This is a genomic window from Ornithinimicrobium tianjinense, from assembly GCF_014636495.1.
Classification (GTDB): Bacteria; Actinomycetota; Actinomycetes; order Actinomycetales; family Dermatophilaceae; genus Ornithinicoccus; species Ornithinicoccus tianjinensis.
Genome location: NZ_BMEM01000005.1, coordinates 22,923 through 40,593, shown reverse-complemented (window position 1 = coordinate 40,593; position 17,671 = coordinate 22,923). Strand labels below are relative to the sequence as shown.

The window sequence follows — 17,671 nt, the reverse complement described above, 5'->3', positions numbered from 1 at the left end:
CGGCGCGGCGGTCACAGCCGCCAGGTGTGGCGCACCTCGTACCTCGGCGTCCCCCCGGGCCCCTGCCCCAGGAATGAGGCGACCAGCACGACCTCGTCGGCCGTCCAGGCGGGCGTGCGCAGCGTGTCGAGGGCCTGGAGAAGGTGGCCGGCCGACCGCGGTCGACCGACGGAGCGGGCGAGGGTGACGTGCGGGCTGAACCTCGTCCCGGTGACCGAGGCCCCGGCGTGGCTGGCCAGGGCCCGCAGGTCCTTGGCCCAGCCGGCCAGCGTCCCCGGCGCGTGCTCCTCGACCGCGGCCCAGAGCACCCGCGCGGAGCCCGGGTCGGGGAAGGCCCCGGCGCCGGCGAGCGCCAGGCGGACCGGGGTATGCCGCTCCGCCCACCTCTCCCCGTCCTCGACGAGCTGCTCCTCGCGCCACTCCTCCAGCTCGGGCAGGAAGGCCAGGGTGAGATGCACGTGCTCGGAACGGGTCCAGCGCCACTGCCCCGAGCCGGACAGCGCGTCCCGGCGCGGCTCGAGGAAGGCCTCGACGGACTCCACCACCTCCGCGGGCGGCACGACGGCGAGGAAGGCGCGCACCCGCCCAGCCTGCCACGGGAGGGCCGTGGCAGGGTGGGTGCGTGACCGTGACGCCGTCGTCCCCGCCCCCACCAGCCCCTCCGAGCGACAGCCGCGCGGTGTCCATCGCCTGGGCGGCGGCGGCGATCGTCGTGGCCCTGGTGATCGGGTTCATCGCCTGGCTGGCCATGGGCGACCGCGCTGAGCAGACGGCGGCCCCGCCCGGCACCGCCTCGACCGCGCCCCAGCCGACCGCGTCCCACCCGACCGCGCCCGAGCCCGAGGTGGCGCAGATGATGCTCGACCTGCAGCGGCCCGACCCCGAGGACCTGCTGGCCGTCGGCGAGGTCGACGCGCCGGTGGTGATGATCGAGTACGCCGACTACCGCTGCCCCTACTGCGCGAAGTTCCACGCCGAGGTGCGCCCTGCGCTGCAGGAGCTGGTCGACGACGGCACCCTGCGGATCGAGTACCGCGACCTCGTGATCTTCGAGGAGCAGTCCCAGCAGGCGGCCGTCGCGGCACGGGCCGCAGCGCAGCAGGACAAGGGCGCCGACTACCAGACGGCGCTGTTCGCCCGCAGCTCCGCGGGTCACGCCGAGCTCGCCCGCGAGGACCTCCTCGCCATCGCCGAGGAGGTCGGCGTGCCGGACCTCGCGGCGTTCGAGGCCGCGCTGGACGACGACCGGTTGGACGCTCTCGTCACGGCGGACACCGCGGAGGCCAAGGGGCTCGGGATCAGCTCGACGCCGACCTTCCTCATCAACACCGCGGTCGTGCAGGGCGCCTCCGACGCCGCGCACGTGATCAGCGTGATCGAGCAGCAGAAGGAGCTCGCGCTGACCGGTCAGCAGTCGTGACCCCACCTCGTCGGAGGCCGGCTCCGCGGTGACCGAGAGAGCCGCGAGGGCTTCGCGCAGTCACCCTGAAGCCGCGTCGTCATCTGCCGCTCGCCGTCCCACCCACTCCCCCGGCGTGTCGCGCACCGTGCACTTCTGGTGCTGCGTGTCGCGCGCCATGACGCGGATCCTGCAGCACGTCCGACGCACAGGCCGTCAGCGTGATCGCGCAGCAGAAGGAGCTGGCGCTGACCGGTCAGCAGTCGTGACCCCCACCTCGTCGGAGGCCGGGTCCGCGGCGCGGCGACGGCGCACGGCATACCAGCGGTGGGCGAGCGCGACGACCAGGGCGAGCGCGACCGCCACGGCGACCACGAGCCCAGGGCCGCCGGCGACCGCTGCCTCCAGGAGCGCCGCCCAGACCGCGAAGCCGATCGTGGCGTAGATGACCGCCCAGGCCAGCGCACCGGGCACCTGCGCGAGCGTGAACCGCAGCCAGCGCATGCGCAGCACCCCGGCGGAGGCGATGACGACGCTCTGCAGACCGACGGTCAGGTAGCACAGCGGCACGGCGGCCACCCCGCAGCGCTCGATCGCCCCTCGCCCATGGTCCATCGCCTCGCTCGAGAGCCACCGGTGGACCCTCGCGCGCCAGCCCCGCGTCGGGCGGGTGCGGCGCAGCGTCTGCTCGGTCACGGTGCGGGCCAGCCAGTAGGTCGCCTGCCCGCGCGTCATCGCCCCGGCCCAGAGCAGGACCAGCGTGAGCGCGAAGGGGAAGGACCCGAGCGAGGCCATGCCTCCTAGCCTGCCACGACCTGCGGCATACTCACCGCTCATGAGGGTCGTCGTCGCGCTCGGGGGCAACGCGCTGCTGCAGCGCGGGCAGGTGCCGGACGCCGCCGCCCAGGTCGACAACATCCGCCGGGCCATGCACGCCCTGGCGCCGCTCACCGACGACCACGCGGTGGTCATCACCCACGGCAACGGCCCGCAGGTCGGCATCCTGGCGATGGAGAGCGCCGACGACGCCCGGCTGAGCCAGCCCTACCCCTTCGACGCGCTCGGCGCGATGACCCAGGGGCTCATCGGCTACTGGATCCTGCAGGCGATCGGCAACGAGCGCCCCTACCGGCAGTTCGCCGCCGTCCTCAACCAGACGCTCGTGGACGCCGACGACCCCGCCTTCGACAACCCCACGAAGTTCGTCGGGGAGGTGTATGACGAGGCCGCCGCCCGCGCGCTCGCGGACCGGCACGGGTGGCAGGTCAGGCAGGACGGCCAGCACTGGCGTCGGGTCGTGGCCTCGCCGCGGCCGCGGGAGATCATCGAGACCAGGCTCATCGACCACCTCCTGGACGAGTCGGTGATCGTCGTCTGCGCCGGCGGCGGAGGGGTGCCCGTCGTGCGGACGTCCTCCGGCGACCTGCGGGGCGTCGAGGCGGTGATCGACAAGGACCTGTCCGCCGCGCTGCTGGCGCACCGGCTCAAGGCAGACCGGCTCCTCGTGCTCACGGACGTGCCGGCGGTGATGGAGGGCTTCGGGACGACGGACGCCCGACCGGTGCGGCGCACCACGCCCGCCGCGCTGCGCGCGCTCGACCTGCCGGACGGGTCGATGGGGCCCAAGGTGGAGGCGGTATGCCGCTTCGTCGAGCTGGGCGGGAAGGGCGTGGCCGCCGCCATCGGCAACCTCGAGGAGGCGCTGGCCCTCGTCGACGGGTCGGCCGGCACGTTCGTCACGGCCGACGGCTGAGGCCGCCAGTCAGAGCTCGGCGTCAGAGCTCGTCGGCCAGCGCTCCGTCGAACCACGCGCCCAGCACCGGCGTCCACTCGCGCACGGCCACCTGCTCGACCAGGCCCTGCTGCTGGAAGGGGTCCTCCCGCAGCAGCTCGACGAGCTCGGCCGCCGACTCCCCCCGCAGGATGAGCAGCGCCGCGTCGGGCGCCTCGTCCACGGCGGCGTAGGGGCCGGAGATCATCACGACACCGTCGGCGGCCAGGCCGGACAGGAACTCCCGGTGCGCCGCGCGGTGCTCGTCCCGCGCGGCCGTGTCGTCGGTGTAGCTGTAGTGCACGGCGAAGAGGCTCATGGCAGGCAATCTATCGGCCGTCGAGCGAGCGGCGGACGCCGTGGCGGAGCGCCTGGTCGAGATCGGCCCAGAGGTCCTCAACGTCCTCCACGCCGACGGACAGCCGGATGAGGTTCTCGGGCACGGTGTCGACCTCGAGGACGTGCCGGCGCCGTCGCTCCAGCTGCGACTCGACCCCGCCCAGGCTGGTCGAGTGCATCCACAGCCGCGTGGCGTCGCACACCGCGTCCGCCGCGTCAGCTCCCCCGTCCACCTCGATCGAGACCATCGCGCCGAACCCGGGGTAGCGGACATGCTGCACGGCAGGGTGCTCCTCCAGCCGCGCGACGAGCACCTCCGCCGAGGCGCTGGCGCGCTCCAGCCGCACGTGCAGGGTGCGGATCCCGCGCAGCACCAGCCACGCCTCCATCGGACCCGGGATCGCCCCGTGCAGCGTCCGGTAGGTGTGCACCCGCTCCCGCAGGTCAGCACGCTCCGGATGGGCCACCACCGCGCCGAGCAGCACGTCGGAGTGGCCGGCGAGGTACTTGGTCGCCGAGTGCACGACCAGGTCGACGCCCCACCGCAGCGGCTGCTGCCCCAACGGCGTGGCGAAGGTGTTGTCGAAGGCGACGACCGGCCGCTCGGCGCCGTAGCGGGTGCGCAGCCCGCGCATCACCGCCGGCACGTCGGTCAGCTCCATCATCGGGTTGCTCGGCGACTCGAGCAGGAGCAGCGAGGCTCCCTCGCAGGCGGCGACGACGGACTCCACGTCCTCGGGGTCGACCCGCCGCACCCGCAGCGCACCGGTGGCGGCCAGCTCGTCGAGCAGACCGGTCACCCCGTTGTAGACGTGCCGCGGGGCGACCACCGTGCCGCCGGCGGGGACCAGCCCCACGACCGCTGCGAGCGCGCCCATGCCCGAGGCGAACGCGAGCGCCATACCCGGGCCCTCCTCGAGCGCCCCCAGCACCTCCTCCAGCGCCTCCCACGTCGGGTTGGAGGTGCGGGCGTAGATCGTCGGTCCCCCCGCCACGAACGTCGAGGTGAAGGTCACCGGCACGTTGACGGCGGCACCCGGAGCGCGCTCCGGGCGGCCGAGCGCCACGACCTGGGTCGCGGCGCGTGCCGCGTGGGGAAGGTGCTCCATGCCTCAACGCTGCCATACTCGGTGCGCTGCGCACGGCGCGGCCGCTCGGAAAGGAAGCAGCGACGCGCTGCCCAGAACAAAGGCAGGACCATGAGTGACTCCACCTACCAGCTGATCGCGATCGCGATCTACATGCTGGCCATGCTCGGCATCGGCTACGTCGCCTACCGCCGCACGTCCGACCTGGACGACTACATGCTCGCCGGCCGCGGCCTGCACCCCGCCGTCGCCGCCCTCTCCGCCGGTGCGGCGGACATGTCGGGCTGGCTGCTCATGGGTCTGCCCGGGGCGATCTACGCCAGCGGCCTGTTCGAGGCCTGGATCGCGATCGGCCTGACGATCGGCGCCTGGCTCAACTGGAAGTTCGTCGCCCCGCGCCTGCGCGCCTACACCGAGGTGTCGCAGAACGCCATCACCATCCCCAGCTTCTTCGAGAAGCGCCTCAAGGACAGCTCGCACCTGCTGCGCATCGCCGCGAGCGTGATCATCCTCGTGTTCTTCACCTTCTACGTCTCCTCCGGCATGGTCGCCGCGGGCAAGTTCTTCGACTCCTCGTTCGGGTGGAACTACACGACCGGCCTGATGCTGGTGGCCGGCGTCACCCTCGTCTACACGATGTTCGGCGGCTTCCTCGGCGCGACCCTGACCGACGTGGCCCAGGGCCTGCTCATGTTCGCCGCCCTCGTCACCGTGCCGATCGTCGCCGTCTTCGCCGTCGGCGGCCTCGACAACGCCTTCGCCGGCATGCGCGAGGTCAACCCCGACGCGCTCAACCTCTTCGCCGGCATCGGCGAGGGCTCGGCCCTCATGTGGGTCGTCGGCGTCATCTCCACCGCCGCGTGGGGCCTGGGCTACTTCGGCCAGCCGCACATCATCACCCGGTTCATGGCGCTGCGCTCCCCCGCGGACGCGAAGGCCGGTCGTCGCATCGGCATCGGCTGGATGGTCCTGACCTGCCTCGGCGCCATCGCCACCGCGCTCGTCGGCATCGGCTACTTCGCCGACAACCCCGAGAAGCAGCTCGAGGACCCCGAGACGGTCTTCCTCCTGCTGAGCCAGATCTTCTTCCACCCGCTCGTCGCGGGCCTGGTGCTGGCCGCGGTGCTCGCCGCGATCATGTCGACGATGTCCTCCCAGCTCGTCGTGTGCTCCTCGGCCCTGGTCGAGGACCTCTACAACCTCGCGGGCCGGCGCTCGACCCCCAAGCAGGAGGTCATGCTCGGCCGTCTCGGCGTGCTCGTCGTCGCGATCATCGCCTTCCTGCTGGCGCTCAACCCCGACTCCTCGGTCCTGGAGCTGGTGGCCTTCGCGTGGGCCGGCTTCGGCGGCGCCTTCGGCCCGCTGGTCCTGCTCAGCCTCTACTGGCGTGACCTGACCGCCAAGGGCGCGCTGGCCGGCATGGTCCTGGGCGCGGTCACCGTCTTCGTCTGGGGCAACATCGAGTCGCTCTCCAGCACGATGTACGAGATCGTCCCCGGCTTCCTCGTCACCCTGATCGTGGCGGTCGTCGTGTCCAAGCTGGCTCCGGAGCACAAGCCGGAGATCGAGCAGGAGTTCTCCCAGATGGAGGCCGAGCTCGGTCGCACCCACGCGGAGGAGCGCGCCGCCCAGGTCTGACCCCTTCCCCGGGTATGCCGCGCGCGTGCCCGTCAGTCCGTGGCCGCGGTGGCCTGCCTCTCCCGGTAGGCCGCCGCGGCCATCCTGTTGCCGCAGGTGGTGCTGCAGAAGCGCCGCGACCGGTTGCGGGAGAGGTCGACGTGGACGCGCTCGCAGTCGTCGGCCTCGCAGGTGCGCAGCCGCCGCAGCTCACCGGCGCGCAGCACGTCACCCATGGCCATCGCGGCCTCCACCGCCATCCGCTGCGCCAGCGGGGCGTCGTCGGAGGTGGCGTGCAGGTGCCAGCCGTAGTCGTCGTGGTTGACCAGGCGCGGCAGGGCGCGGGCCTCCTCGAGCAGCGCGTTGCACAGGTCCGCGAACGGCACCTCGTCGAGCTCCCAGAACTGCGCGAGCCGGGGGCGCAGGGCGCGCACCAGGTCCACCTCGGCCCGGTCACGGTCGCGCCGACCCGACCAGCGCCATACCCGCACGTAGTCGTCGAGGTCCGCGACGGTCGAGAGCTCGTCCGCGTCGCCGGGGCGGCGGACGGCCGTGTTGACCAGACCCGCCGCGCTCTGGAGGGCGATCTCCGTGTCATGGGTGAACTGCATCTTGACTCCTGACCGGGACTGGACGTATCGTCATGGGTGTCAAGTCCTGACATCCATGATGACACGAGAGAGGGGGAGATCGCGGATGACGACGATCCAGTCGCACCACACGCTCCACGAGCCCACCAGCACGACCACCCAGGAGGACACCGTGCGACGCGCCCTGATCATCGGCCTGCTCGTCGCCGTCGTCTCCGCCGCGCTCTTCGGCACCTCGGGCGCGGTCGCCAAGAGCCTGATCGTCACCGGCTGGGACCCCGGCGCCGCGGTGGCGATGCGCATCTCCCTCGGCGCCCTCGTCCTGGCGCCCTTCGCCCTCCGGTCGATGGCCGGCCGCTGGCACCTCCTGCGCACCCCCGTCGCGCTCGCCCACGTCGGCGGCTTCGGCCTGGTCGCGGTCGCCGGGTGCCAGCTCTTCTACTTCCTCGCCGTCGAGCGGCTCTCGGTCGGCGTGGCTCTCATGCTGGAGTACCTCGGCCCGATCCTCGTCGTCGGGTGGCTCTGGCTGGCGCACGGGCAGCGTCCGCGGCGCCTCACCGTCGCGGGGATCGGCCTGGCGATGGTCGGCCTGCTCCTCGTCCTCGACGTGATGGGCGACGTGCAGCTCAGCACCGTCGGCGTGCTCTGGGGTCTTGCGGCCGCGGTCGGCCTGGCCGTCTTCTTCGTCATCGGCTCGGACGACGCCTCCGGCCTGCCGCCGATCGCCTTCTCCTGCTTCGGTATGGCGATCGGCGCCGCGGCCCTCGCCCTCGCCGGGGCGGTCGGCCTGGTCCCGATGGCCTGGTCGACGAGCGCGGTGTCGCTGGCCGGCGTCGAGGCACCCTTCTGGGTGCCGCTGCTGTGGCTGGGGGTCGGGGCCGCCGCGCTGGCCTATGTCACGGGGATCGTGGCCGCGCGGGCGCTCGGCGCCAAGGTGAGCTCGTTCGTCGGCCTGGCCGAGGTGATGTTCGCGGTGCTGTGGGCCTGGCTGCTCCTCGGCGAGCTGCCCGCCCCCGTGCAGCTGCTCGGCGGTCTGCTCATCCTCGCCGGCGTCGTCGCGGTCAAGATCGACGAGCGCGACGACGAGAGCCCGATCGAGGTCGAGCCGGTCCCGGCCCCCTGAGACGCGGCGCTCAGCCGGCCGGGCGACCCGGGTCGGCCGGCCGACGGTACTCGTGGGTGAGGACCCCCTCGGGGTCGAGCCGGTCGAGCATCGCGTCGGCGATCGCCCCGAGCTGGGAGACCTGCTCGTCGTCCAGCCGGTCGAAGACGTAGCGCCGCACCGCGTCGACGTGCCCCGGGGCCGCGGCGACGAGCACGGCATACCCCTCCTCCGTCAGGTGCACGAGGACCGAGCGGCCGTCCTGCGGGTCGGGCGTGCGCCGCACCAGACCGCGCTCGGCCATCTTGCGGACGACGTGCGAGAGCCGCGGCAGGGTGGCGTTGGTGCGGGCGGCGAGGGCGCTCATGCGCAGCACCCGCCCGTCCGCCTCGGAGAGCATCGCGAGGACGTAGTACTCGAAGTAGGTGAGCTCGGCCGCGCGGCGCAGCTCCGAGTCGAGGGCGCTGGGCAGGAGCTCCATGACGGCCTTGAGCCGGACCCACACGTTGAGCTGCTCGTCGTCGAGCCACGTCGTGACCATGATCACACCCTAGCAGGCATAGTTGTAGGAACAAGTATTTGCCAGGTGGTGTTGGACCGGGTACACCCGCCCCGAAAGGACCCACCTCATGAGCACCGTCACGATCATCGGCACCGGCAACATGGCCCAGGCGATCTCCGGCATCGTCAGCAAGGCCGGCGGCACCGCCCAGCTCCTCGGCACCGAGGACTTCGCCACCCCGGTCGCGGGCGAGATCGTCGTCCTGGCCGTCCCCTTCCCCGCGGTCGACGAGGTCATCGCGCAGCGCCCGGGCCAGCTCGACGGCAAGATCGTGGTGGACATCACCAACCCGCTGAACTTCGAGACCTTCGACTCGCTCGTCGTGCCCGCCGACTCCTCCGCCGCGCAGGAGATCGCCGCCCAGCTGCCGACCGCCCGCGTGCTCAAGGCCTTCAACACCACCTTCGCGGGCACCCTCGCGGCCGGCACCGTCGGCCCGCTGACCACGACCGTGCTCATCGCCGGTGACGACACCGCCGCCAAGGAGCAGCTGGCCGGCATCGTCCGCGCCGGTGGCCTCAACGCCGTCGACGCCGGTGCCCTCAAGCGCGCCCGCGAGATGGAGGCCCTGGGCTTCCTGCAGCTGACCCTCGCGGCCTCCGAGAAGATCTCCTGGACCGGCGGCTTCGGCGTCGTCGCCTGAGCTTCTCCTCCGCCGCACCGCGGCTCCCCGAGCACGGGCCACTCACGTGAGTGAGTTACGCACGCGCTTGCCGGGTATGCCGTGCCTAACCCACTCACGTGAGTGAGTTGCGCACGCGTCTGCCGGGTATGCCGTGCAGAACCCGCTCACGTGAGTGAGTTACGCACGCGCTTGCCGGGTATGCCGTGCCCAACCCACTCACGTGAGTGAGTTGCGCACGCGCTTGCCGGGTATGCCGTGCCCCACCCACTCACGTGAGTGGCCCGTGCGCAGGCCTCGGGTGTCAGAGCGCGCTGGCGCGCCGCACGAAGTCGGTGATGCCCTCGGCCTCCTCGGCGCGGGTCGCGGCACCGACATACGGCATGTGACCGGTCTCGAACCACGCGTGCTCGATCCGGTCGAGCGCCTGCTCCGGCAGCTTCAGGTGGGCCACCATGTCCTCGGCGGCGCCGTACGGCGTGGCGAGGTCGTAGTAGCCGTACTCGATCCGCACCCGCAGGTGCGGGTTGGCGCGCATGACCCGCTCCAGCTTGTCGGTCACGTTGACCGGCCGGCCCTCGAACTCCTTGTAGGACCAGTGCTCGATGGCGTCCGAGAAGACCGCGTAGGGCAGGTCGAGCTCGGAGCGCAGCTCGCCGCGCAGGTAGTGGTGGATCGCGGCGGAGTAGGGGCCCATGATCATGTCGATCGAGGGGTCGGCGTCCATCCCCTCGGCGATGCCCGAGTGCAGCACCCCGGTGATCCGGCCGTCGATGCGCCCGACGGTCAGCCCCCGGTCGCGCAGCAGCTCGGTGCAGAAGCGCCAGTGCTCGGGCCGCAGGTCGCAGCGCTCGAGGTAGTCCTCGGACAGGCCCGTGAGCGAGGCCAGGCGGGCGCGCACGTCATACCGCTCCTCGTCGGTGAGCCGGTGCCCGCGCCCGAGCGCCCACCGGTAGGTGCCGGCGGCGAACTCCTCGGCCTCGGTCAGCACCTCCTGCAGCGTCCGACCCTCGTGCTTGCCGTGGTAGTGCGCGATCGCGGCGTAGGTCGGCAGGTAGGACTGGCAGGCCTCGTCGTGGCGCAGGAAGCGGAAGTCCTGGGTGCCGAAGTCCAGCACGCTCGAGATGAGGACCAGGCCGTTGAGCTGCATGCCGAAGCGCTCGAAGAGGTGCTCGGCGACCGACACGGCCCGCGTCGTCCCGTAGGACTCGCCGCAGAGGAACTTCGGGCTCATCCACCGGTCCTCGCGGGTGCACCAGAGGCGGATCAGCTCGCTGACCTGCTCCACGTCCTTCTTCCAGCCGTGGTAGTCCTTGGCCTTGCCGCCCTCGACCGCCCGCGAGAGCCCGGTCGACATCGGGTCGACGAAGACGAGGTCGGTCGCGCGCAGCACCGTCTGCGGGTTGTCCTCAAGGGCGTAGGGCGGGGGCGTCGGCGCCCCGGGCTCCCCCGCGTCGACGACACGCGGGCCGAGCACGCCCAGGTGCAGCCACAGCGAGCTGGAGCCCGGGCCGCCGTTGAAGACGAAGGTGATCGGCCGAGTCGGGTCGGCGCCGGTGCGCCCGTCGGGACCCTCCACGTCCAGCGTGTAGGCCGTGACCGCCAGCTCGGCGCGCGGCCTCCAGCCCTGGAAGACGTCGTCCTTGTACTCCTCCTCACGGAGCACGACGCGGCCGGTGCGCACCGTGTAGGCCAGCTCGCCGTCGTCGGTGCGCACGGTGTGCGAGGTCTCGACCAGGACGTCCTGGGGCTCGGGCCGGTCCGGGGTGGCCACGGTGGTGCCGGGCTTCGTCACGTCGGTGTCCGTCATGACGGCGACCCTACGGCCTCACCCGACCGCGGAGCCGAACCAGGTGACCGACCCCAGGATCGCCGGGGGCAGCGTGGAGGACACCGCGGTCCGCGGCGGCCGGGGACCGAAGACCGTCGTCACCGCGCGACGCAGCAGGCGGCCCTGGCGCCAGACGTCCGGCTCCTCCTCGGAGAGCACCGGGAAGCCGCTGCCGAGGTCCACCACGTGCGGCGCGACGCGGAAGGTGAGCAGCTCGCTCAGCACCGCCCGGGCGGTCGTCAGCTCCTGGACCCAGACCCCCGGGTCGGCCCAGGTGAGCGGCACGCGGACGCCGAGCGTCGTCATACCGAGCTGGTCGGCGAGGAGGAGCGCGTCGACGGCGTCGTCGGCCCCGTCACCGCAGCGACCCGACACCTCGGCGAGCACCGCCGCGTCATCGCCCGCGCACGCGGCGGCGAGCCGGATCACCCCGCCGACGTCGCGCACCACCGTGCGGCGCACCCCGAGGGCGGCCAGCCCGGCGAGCTCGTCCCGTCCTGCGCGGGCGTCGGCCAGCACCAGGTCGCCCGTCCGGACGCCGCCGTCGACGCAGACCCGGGCGGTCACGACGTCGGGCACGTCCACGCGGACCCGGGCCGCGCGCAGGAGCCGCAGCAGCCCGGCGTCGGCCCCACCCGACGGCAGCTCCACACAGACCTCGGTGCCCGGCAGCGCCGAGCACAGGGTCTGGTAGGCGCCCAGCGCCCGGTGCGCGTCGGCGGGCGGGCCCGGGCGGGTGAGCGTGGCGGTCGTCATGCACTCTGGAGGATCGGCGCGCCGCGCAGATACCGCCTGGCGCGTTCGTCGCCGCCGCCCGGCAGGGACCGGCACTCATCGGCACCCGCGGCCTGACCCCCGCACCCACCTTCCTGCGCCGCATCGGCTTCCGCCGGGCGCCGAGCCTGTTCCACCTGCACTGGTCCGACCGATTCTTCACCGCCGTCTGCTGGACGGGTGCCGGGCTGGCCGCGCTGTCCCTGGTCGGGGTGACCAGCCGCCTCCCGCTCCTGCTGTCGGCCGCCGTGTGGCTGGTCCTCTGGGCGCTCTACCTCTCGGTCGTCGACGTCGGGCAGGTCTGGTACTCCTTCGGCTGGGAGACGCTTCTGTGCGAGGTCGGCTTCCTCGCGGTCTTCCTCGGCAACGCCGACGTCGTCCCACCCCTGCCCGGGATGCTGCTTCTCCTGTGGGTGCTCTTCCGCCTGGAGGTCGGGGCCGGCCTGATCAAGCTGCGCGGCGACCCGTGCTGGCGCGACCTCACCTGCCTGGACTTCCACCACGAGACCCAGCCGATGCCGGGGCCGCTCTCCTGGTTCTTCCACCACCTGCCGCGGCCGCTGCACCGGGTCGAGGTCGCCGCCAACCACGTGACCCAGCTGGTCCTGCCCTTCGGGCTGTTCCTCCCCCAGCCGGTCTCCGGGAGCTGCGCCGCGGTCATGCTCGTCACCCAGCTGTGGCTCGTGGCCTCGGGCAACTTCGCCTGGCTCAACTGGCTGGCCGTGCTGCTGGCCACCTCCGCGATCCCGGACGGCGCCTGGGTCCGGGCGCTGCCCCGCCCCGTCGAGGACTGGCTCGTGCCCGCGCAGGGCGACGCCACGCCATACCCCTGGGTCGTCGCGGTCCTGCTCCTGACCGGGCTGGTCCTCGTGCTGAGCCGGCGCCCCGTGCTCAACATGCTCTCCCCCCACCAGGCGATGAACGCCTCCTTCGACCCGCTGCGGCTGGTCAACACCTACGGCGCCTTCGGCTCCGTGAGCAAGGTCCGGCACGAGGTGGTGCTCGAGGGCCGGGGTCAGGACGGGGTATGGCGTGAGTACGGCTTCCGGGGCAAGCCCGGCTTCCCTTCGCGCTGGCCCCGGCAGGTCGCGCCCTACCACCTGCGGCTCGACTGGCTGATGTGGTTCGTCAGCCTGTCGCCGGGCTACGCCCGCCCGTGGCTGCCGCGGCTGCTCAGGCGGCTGCTGGAGGCCGACCCCCGGACGCTGCGGCTGCTGGCCCACGACCCCTTCGAGGGCCGCCGCCCCGTCGCGGTGCGCGCGCTGGTCTACCGCTACCGCTACACGACCTGGGCCGAGCTGCGGGCCTCGGGGCGACTGCTGGCGCCGGGTCTGCCAGGGTGAGCTGGTGCCCGCCCTGACGCTCGCGGACGCCGTGCCGGACTGGTGGTGAGGACGCCCCACGGCCGGGCCCACTCCTCGCGCTGTGCTGGGATGGGTGCATGACCAACCCGCTCCTGGCTCCTTCGGAGCTGCCCTTCGCCCTGCCCGACTACGCGAACCTCACCGACGAGCACGTCCGCGAGGCCGCCCTCCTCGGCATGGACGAGCAGCTGCGGGAGCTGGCCGCCGTGGCGGCCGACACCGCCCCCGCCACGGTCGAGAACGTCCTGCACGCCTGGGAGCGCACCGGCCGCACGCTGACCCGCACCATGGCGGCGTTCTGGGTCGCGCGGGCGGCGGACACGACGCCTGCGCGTGACGCGCTCATGGCCGAGCTGTCGCCGCTCCTGGCGGCGCACAGCGACGCGGTCATGCTCGACGAGGCGCTCTTCCGGCGGCTCGTCGCCCTGCGCGCGCGGGCCGACGCCGGCGAGGTGACCCTGGACGAGCAGGACGAGCACCTCCTGACCCGCCGTCTGCAGGACTTCCGCCGCAGCGGCATCGACCTGGCCGAGGACGGCAAGGAGCGGCTGCGGAGCCTCAACGCCGAGCTCGCCACGCTGTCGACCGCGTTCGACACCGCGCTCACGGCCGGCCGCAACGCCGCCGCCGTCCACGTCACGGACGAGGCCGAGCTCGATGGGCTCGCCGACGACGAGCGCGCGACGCTGCGCGAGGCCGCGGCCGCGCGGGGGCTGGACGGCTGGCTCATCCCGGTCGTCAACACCTCCGGTCAGCCGCTGCTCGACTCGCTGGCCCACCGCGGGCTGCGCGAGCGCCTCTACCGCGCCTCCGTCGACCGGGGTCTCGGCGTCGGCCGCGAGGGCAGCGACGGCGACAACGGCAGCGACACGTCGCACGACACCCGCGACCTGCTCGTGCGCATCGCCCGGCTGCGCGCCGAGCGGGCCGAGCTGCTTGGCTACCCCCACCACGCCGCCTACGTCCACGAGGTGGCCTGCGCGGGCTCGACCGACGCGGTCAACGACATCCTGGCCCGGCTCACCCCCGGCGTCGTCGAGATCACCGACCGGGAGGCCGAGCAGCTGGCGGCCCTCCTGGAGCAGATCGAGCCCGGCGCGACCCTCGAGCCGTGGGACTGGCAGTACCTCTCCACCCGGGCCGCCTCCTCCGGCGGCGCGGAGTCGTTCGACACCGACCAGCTCAAGCCCTACCTGGAGTTCGAGCGGGTCCTGCACGAGGGCGTCTTCGCCGCCGCCACCGCGCTCTACGGGCTGACCTTCCACGAGCGCCCGGAGCTGGTCGGCTACACCGAGGAGGCGAGGGTCTTCGAGGTCCGCGAGGAGGACGGCAGCGTGCTCGGGGCGGTGGCCATCGACCCCTACACCCGCCCGACCAAGAAGGGCGGCGCGTGGATGACCTCGATCGTGCACCAGTCGCACCTGCTCGGCGAGGCGCCGCTGGTGACCAACACCTGCAACGTGCCGCCGCCCGCGCCCGGGTCCCCCAGCCTGATGACCTGGGACAACGTCATCACGCTCTTCCACGAGTTCGGTCACGACCTGCACGGCCTCCTCTCCGACGTCCGCTACCCGTCGCGCTCGGGCACCTCGGTCCCCCGCGACTTCGTCGAGTTCCCCAGCCAGGTCAACGAGATCTGGGCGTGGGAGCCGAGCCTGCTCACGGCGTACCTGCGCCACCACGAGACGGGCGAGCCGGCCCCGGCCGGGTGGGTGGAGGCCCTCGTGGCGAGCCGGCAGGAGAGCGGCCGCGACACCCTGGAGCTGCTGGCGGCGATGCTGCTCGACCAGGCCTGGCACCAGACGCCGCTCGCCGAGCTGCCCGAGGACGGCTCCGGCGTGGAGGCGTTCGAGGCCGCCGCGCTGGAGCGGGCCGGCGCCGCGCACCGCCTCGTCCCGCCGCGCTACCGGTCGGCCTACTTCCACCACATCTTCGGAGGTGGCTACGCCGCGGGCTACTACTCCTACCTGTGGTCGGAGGTGATGGACGCCGACACCGTGGCGTGGTTCCGCGAGCAGGGCGACCCCGACAACCCCGGAGGTATGACGCGCGCCGCCGGCGAGCGCTTCCGCCGCGAGCTGCTCGGGCGGGGCGGGTCGATCGACGCGCTGGAGACCTACCGCCGGTTCCGGGGCCGCGACCCGGAGGTCGGGCCGCTCCTCGCCCGTCTCGGCCTGGGCTGACGGCTCCGTGCCGGCGACGCGCCCGGCCCGGGAGGCGTGGGCGTAGGCTGGGAAGGACCTCGGAGAGGAGGTCCTCATGTCGACGAAGTCACGACTGGCGCTCGCGTACGCCCTGTCGGCCCTGCTGGCGCTCGCGCTGGGCGCCCTCACCCAGAACGGCCTCCTGGCCCTGCTCGGCGTCCTCATCCTCGCCGTCGGCACGCTGCACGTGATGCGTCTCGGCCAGGGGCAACGGCTCGCCGACCAGCAGCACGTGCACGACCAGGCGGAGTCGCTCGTGCGGCGCGGCAACATCCCGCCGGAGCGCCCGCGCGGCGGGATCTGACCCTCAGCCGGTGAGCTCGCGGGCCAGGCTGGCGGGCAGGTAGTCGTAGCGGACGAAGGACCGGGTGAAGCTGCCCGAGCCGTGCGAGACCGAGCGCAGGTCGATCGGGTAGCGCGACAGCTCGTGCTGCGGCACCTCCGCCCGCACCAGCGTGTGGCCCTCGAGCTCGGCCGGCTCGGTGCCCTGCACCTGGGCGCGCCGCCCGCGCAGGTCGGCCATGACCGCGCCGACGAAGTCGTCGCCCACGACGACCTCCACGAGGTCCACCGGCTCCAGCAGGGAGACCGTGGACTCGTTGGCCGCCTCGCGCAGCGCCTGGGCCGCGGCGGACTGGAAGGCCATGTCCGAGGAGTCGACGGAGTGGGCCTTGCCGTCGGTCAGGGTGACCCGCACGTCGACGCAGGGGTAGCCCGCGAGGACGCCCTCGGTGAGCTGGTGGCGCAACCCCTTCTCGACGGACGGGATGAAGTTGCGGGGCACGGCGCCGCCGACGACCTTGTCCACGAACTCGAAGCCGGCCCCGCGCTCGAGGGGCTCGATCTCGAGCTGGACGACGGCATACTGACCGTGCCCGCCGGACTGCTTGACCAGACGTCCCTGGATCGAGACCGGCCGCACGAAGGTCTCGCGCATCGAGGTGCGGACCGGCTCGGTGGTGATCTCGACGCGGTGCCGGTCACGGAGGCGGTCGAGGATGTCGTCCACCTGCGCCTGCCCGAGGGTCCAGAGGACGAGCTGGTGCGTCTCGGCGTTGCGCTCGAGCCGCAGGGTCAGGTCCTCGGAGATGAGCCGCTGCAGGGCGGCCGCGAGCTTGTCCTCGTCCTTGGTGTTGGCGGCGGCGATCGCGACCGGCAGGAGCGGCTCGGGCAGCAGCCAGGGCTCGACGAGGGCCGGGCGCTCGACGGAGGAGAGGGTGTCCGAGGTGCCGGCCGTCGTCAGCTTGGTGACCTGCACCAGCTCGCCGGCGATCGCGGCGTCGCGGGGCGCAGACCCGCCGAGCACCGGGGAGCTCAGTTGGCCCGGGCGCTCGTCGTCCTCGTCGTGGCCCGGGTGCCCCTCGACCTCGTGGCCCACGACCCACTCCAGGTGGCCGCTGACGTGGAGGTGGGCGTCGGCGCGGAGGGTGCCGGAGAAGACGCGCACGAGCGAGAGCCGGCCGACGTAGGGGTCGGTCGTGGTGCGGATCACCTGGGCGACGAGGGGCCCGTCGGGGTCGGCCGCGAGCGGTCCGACGTCGCCGCCCTCCGGCGTCATCACCGCGGGCAGCCAGGCCCGGTCCGGTGAGGGGAACGCGTTGACCATGAGGTCCAGGAGCGCGGGCACCCCGACGCCGGTCGGCGGGTTCACCGGCACGATCGGGAAGAACCGCGCGGTCGCCACGGCCTTGGCCAGGTCCTCGCGCAGGACGTCGGCGCTGATCTGCTCACCCTCCAGATAGCGATCGAGCAGCCCCTCGTCCTCGGACTGCTCGATCACGGCCTCGACGAAGGCGCCGCGGGCCTCCTCCACCCGGGCCGCCTCCTCCTCGGTCAGCGCGCGCGCCTCTCCCGTCGCGTCGTGCGCCACCTCCTCGAGCAGGTCCAGGACACCGGTCATGGCGGCCGGGGCGCCCTCGATCACGGGCAGACCCATCGGCACCGCCTCGCCGAGGATGCGTCGGCAGTCGCTGACGACCTGGTCCCAGTCGGCGCGGGCGAGCTCGAGCTGGGTGACCGCCACGGCCCGGGGTATGCCGACCGCCGCGCACTCCCGCCAGAGCATCCGGGTGGCCTCGTCGATGCCGCTGCCGGCCGCGATGACGAAGAGGACGGCGTCGGCCGCCCGCAGCCCGGCGCGCACCTCGCCCACGAACTCGGGGCGGCCAGGGGTGTCCACGAGCGTCACCACCGTGCCGCTGGCCTCGTGCACGGTGCTGACCACGCCGAGCGCGGTGGAGGCGTCCTCGGCCTCCTTGACGTGACCGAGCTGGCCGCTGGCCAGCTGCTCCAGGAGCGCGCTCTTGCCCGTGCCCTGCGGTCCCACCAGGACCACGTTGCGGATCTCGGACGGGGCACCAGGAGCGGCGAACGGCGCCGCAGCATTGCGGTTCATGGGGTCAACCTAC

Annotated in this window: 17 protein-coding genes; 8 read left to right on the top strand and 9 right to left on the bottom strand. The window is 73.0% G+C overall.

Annotation, left to right across the window (positions count from 1 at the left end):
- Window positions 1-11: 11 nt before the first annotated feature.
- Entirely contained in the window at window positions 12-581 is a 570-nt protein-coding gene (gene thpR / locus IEV65_RS13550) for an RNA 2',3'-cyclic phosphodiesterase (protein WP_188431680.1), read from the bottom strand.
- Window positions 582-622: 41 nt separating this feature from the next.
- On the opposite strand from thpR, the gene IEV65_RS13545 reads away from it, so the two are divergent.
- The gene (locus tag IEV65_RS13545; RefSeq protein ID WP_188431678.1) at window positions 623-1,420 is read left to right on the top strand and encodes a DsbA family protein; all 798 of its coding nucleotides are present in this window, start codon (window positions 623-625) and stop codon (window positions 1,418-1,420) included.
- 195 nt (window positions 1,421-1,615) lie between these two features.
- On the opposite strand, the gene IEV65_RS13540 is transcribed toward IEV65_RS13545, so the two are convergent.
- Complete coding sequence (locus tag IEV65_RS13540; protein WP_188431676.1) at window positions 1,616-2,194, bottom strand: DedA family protein; 579 nt, start codon at window positions 2,192-2,194, stop codon at window positions 1,616-1,618.
- Between the two features lie 40 nt (window positions 2,195-2,234).
- Here IEV65_RS13540 and IEV65_RS13535 point away from each other — a divergent pair, with 40 nt between their 5' ends.
- A complete protein-coding gene (locus IEV65_RS13535) occupies window positions 2,235-3,152 on the top strand; it encodes a carbamate kinase (RefSeq protein WP_188431674.1) in 918 nt (305 codons plus the stop codon).
- A 22-nt stretch (window positions 3,153-3,174) separates the two neighbouring features.
- On the opposite strand, the gene IEV65_RS13530 is transcribed toward IEV65_RS13535, so the two are convergent.
- A complete protein-coding gene (locus IEV65_RS13530; protein ID WP_188431672.1) occupies window positions 3,175-3,489 on the bottom strand; it encodes a YciI family protein in 315 nt (104 codons plus the stop codon).
- A gap of 10 nt (window positions 3,490-3,499) precedes the next feature.
- Window positions 3,500-4,618, bottom strand: coding sequence for a trans-sulfuration enzyme family protein (locus IEV65_RS13525; protein ID WP_188431670.1), 1,119 nt, complete (start codon window positions 4,616-4,618; stop codon window positions 3,500-3,502).
- Window positions 4,619-4,708: 90 nt separating this feature from the next.
- Here IEV65_RS13525 and putP point away from each other — a divergent pair, with 90 nt between their 5' ends.
- Entirely contained in the window at window positions 4,709-6,235 is a 1,527-nt protein-coding gene (putP, locus tag IEV65_RS13520; RefSeq protein WP_188431668.1) for a sodium/proline symporter PutP, read from the top strand.
- 32 nt (window positions 6,236-6,267) lie between these two features.
- Here putP and IEV65_RS13515 read toward each other — a convergent pair whose 3' ends face one another.
- Window positions 6,268-6,825, bottom strand: a complete 558-nt coding sequence (locus IEV65_RS13515) for a CGNR zinc finger domain-containing protein (protein ID WP_188431667.1) — start codon at window positions 6,823-6,825, stop codon at window positions 6,268-6,270.
- Between the two features lie 85 nt (window positions 6,826-6,910).
- Here IEV65_RS13515 and IEV65_RS13510 point away from each other — a divergent pair, with 85 nt between their 5' ends.
- Window positions 6,911-7,927 (top strand): EamA family transporter, encoded by a 1,017-nt coding sequence (locus tag IEV65_RS13510; protein WP_188431666.1) that lies wholly within the window; start codon window positions 6,911-6,913, stop codon window positions 7,925-7,927.
- Between the two features lie 10 nt (window positions 7,928-7,937).
- On the opposite strand, the gene IEV65_RS13505 is transcribed toward IEV65_RS13510, so the two are convergent.
- Complete coding sequence (locus tag IEV65_RS13505; RefSeq protein ID WP_188431665.1) at window positions 7,938-8,447, bottom strand: MarR family winged helix-turn-helix transcriptional regulator; 510 nt, start codon at window positions 8,445-8,447, stop codon at window positions 7,938-7,940.
- An 88-nt stretch (window positions 8,448-8,535) separates the two neighbouring features.
- Between IEV65_RS13505 and IEV65_RS13500 the strand changes: the two genes are divergently transcribed.
- Complete coding sequence (locus IEV65_RS13500) at window positions 8,536-9,111, top strand: NADPH-dependent F420 reductase (RefSeq protein WP_188431664.1); 576 nt, start codon at window positions 8,536-8,538, stop codon at window positions 9,109-9,111.
- Between the two features lie 283 nt (window positions 9,112-9,394).
- Here IEV65_RS13500 and IEV65_RS13495 read toward each other — a convergent pair whose 3' ends face one another.
- Window positions 9,395-10,900: a S10 family peptidase gene (locus IEV65_RS13495; protein ID WP_188431663.1), complete on the bottom strand. Its 1,506-nt coding sequence runs from the start codon at window positions 10,898-10,900 to the stop codon at window positions 9,395-9,397.
- Between the two features lie 18 nt (window positions 10,901-10,918).
- Complete coding sequence (locus tag IEV65_RS13490) at window positions 10,919-11,677, bottom strand: type III PLP-dependent enzyme domain-containing protein (RefSeq protein WP_188431662.1); 759 nt, start codon at window positions 11,675-11,677, stop codon at window positions 10,919-10,921.
- Window positions 11,678-11,682: 5 nt separating this feature from the next.
- Between IEV65_RS13490 and IEV65_RS13485 the strand changes: the two genes are divergently transcribed.
- The 3 genes from IEV65_RS13485 (at window position 11,683) to IEV65_RS13475 (ending at window position 15,567) form a co-directional block, all read left to right on the top strand.
- Complete coding sequence (locus IEV65_RS13485; RefSeq protein WP_188431961.1) at window positions 11,683-13,038, top strand: lipase maturation factor family protein; 1,356 nt, start codon at window positions 11,683-11,685, stop codon at window positions 13,036-13,038.
- 98 nt (window positions 13,039-13,136) lie between these two features.
- On the top strand, window positions 13,137-15,242 hold the full coding sequence (locus IEV65_RS13480; protein WP_188431660.1) for a M3 family metallopeptidase: 2,106 nt from the start codon (window positions 13,137-13,139) through the stop codon (window positions 15,240-15,242).
- A 76-nt stretch (window positions 15,243-15,318) separates the two neighbouring features.
- Window positions 15,319-15,567 carry a hypothetical protein gene (locus IEV65_RS13475; RefSeq protein WP_188431658.1) on the top strand — a complete coding sequence of 83 codons (249 nt, stop codon included), beginning with the start codon at window positions 15,319-15,321 and terminating at the stop codon, window positions 15,565-15,567.
- A gap of 3 nt (window positions 15,568-15,570) precedes the next feature.
- On the opposite strand, the gene IEV65_RS13470 is transcribed toward IEV65_RS13475, so the two are convergent.
- On the bottom strand, window positions 15,571-17,658 hold the full coding sequence (locus tag IEV65_RS13470; RefSeq protein WP_188431657.1) for an elongation factor G: 2,088 nt from the start codon (window positions 17,656-17,658) through the stop codon (window positions 15,571-15,573).
- Between the last annotated feature and the right edge of the window lie 13 nt (window positions 17,659-17,671).

Excerpts from the sequence above, each read along its gene's own strand:
- IEV65_RS13490 (WP_188431662.1), bottom strand. The coding sequence starts at position 11,677 with ATGACGACCGCCACGCTCACCCGCCCGGGCCCGCCCGCCGACGCGCAC.
- IEV65_RS13510 (WP_188431666.1), top strand. The coding sequence starts at position 6,911 with ATGACGACGATCCAGTCGCACCACACGCTCCACGAGCCCACCAGCACG.
- IEV65_RS13535 (WP_188431674.1), top strand. The coding sequence starts at position 2,235 with ATGAGGGTCGTCGTCGCGCTCGGGGGCAACGCGCTGCTGCAGCGCGGG.
- IEV65_RS13480 (WP_188431660.1), top strand. The coding sequence starts at position 13,137 with ATGACCAACCCGCTCCTGGCTCCTTCGGAGCTGCCCTTCGCCCTGCCC.
- IEV65_RS13495 (WP_188431663.1), bottom strand. The coding sequence starts at position 10,900 with ATGACGGACACCGACGTGACGAAGCCCGGCACCACCGTGGCCACCCCG.
- IEV65_RS13475 (WP_188431658.1), top strand. The coding sequence starts at position 15,319 with ATGTCGACGAAGTCACGACTGGCGCTCGCGTACGCCCTGTCGGCCCTG.
- IEV65_RS13470 (WP_188431657.1), bottom strand. The coding sequence starts at position 17,658 with ATGAACCGCAATGCTGCGGCGCCGTTCGCCGCTCCTGGTGCCCCGTCC.
- IEV65_RS13515 (WP_188431667.1), bottom strand. The coding sequence starts at position 6,825 with ATGCAGTTCACCCATGACACGGAGATCGCCCTCCAGAGCGCGGCGGGT.
- IEV65_RS13525 (WP_188431670.1), bottom strand. The coding sequence starts at position 4,618 with ATGGAGCACCTTCCCCACGCGGCACGCGCCGCGACCCAGGTCGTGGCG.
- IEV65_RS13500 (WP_188431664.1), top strand. The coding sequence starts at position 8,536 with ATGAGCACCGTCACGATCATCGGCACCGGCAACATGGCCCAGGCGATC.
- putP (WP_188431668.1), top strand. The coding sequence starts at position 4,709 with ATGAGTGACTCCACCTACCAGCTGATCGCGATCGCGATCTACATGCTG.
- IEV65_RS13505 (WP_188431665.1), bottom strand. The coding sequence starts at position 8,447 with ATGGTCACGACGTGGCTCGACGACGAGCAGCTCAACGTGTGGGTCCGG.
- IEV65_RS13530 (WP_188431672.1), bottom strand. The coding sequence starts at position 3,489 with ATGAGCCTCTTCGCCGTGCACTACAGCTACACCGACGACACGGCCGCG.
- IEV65_RS13540 (WP_188431676.1), bottom strand. The coding sequence starts at position 2,194 with ATGGCCTCGCTCGGGTCCTTCCCCTTCGCGCTCACGCTGGTCCTGCTC.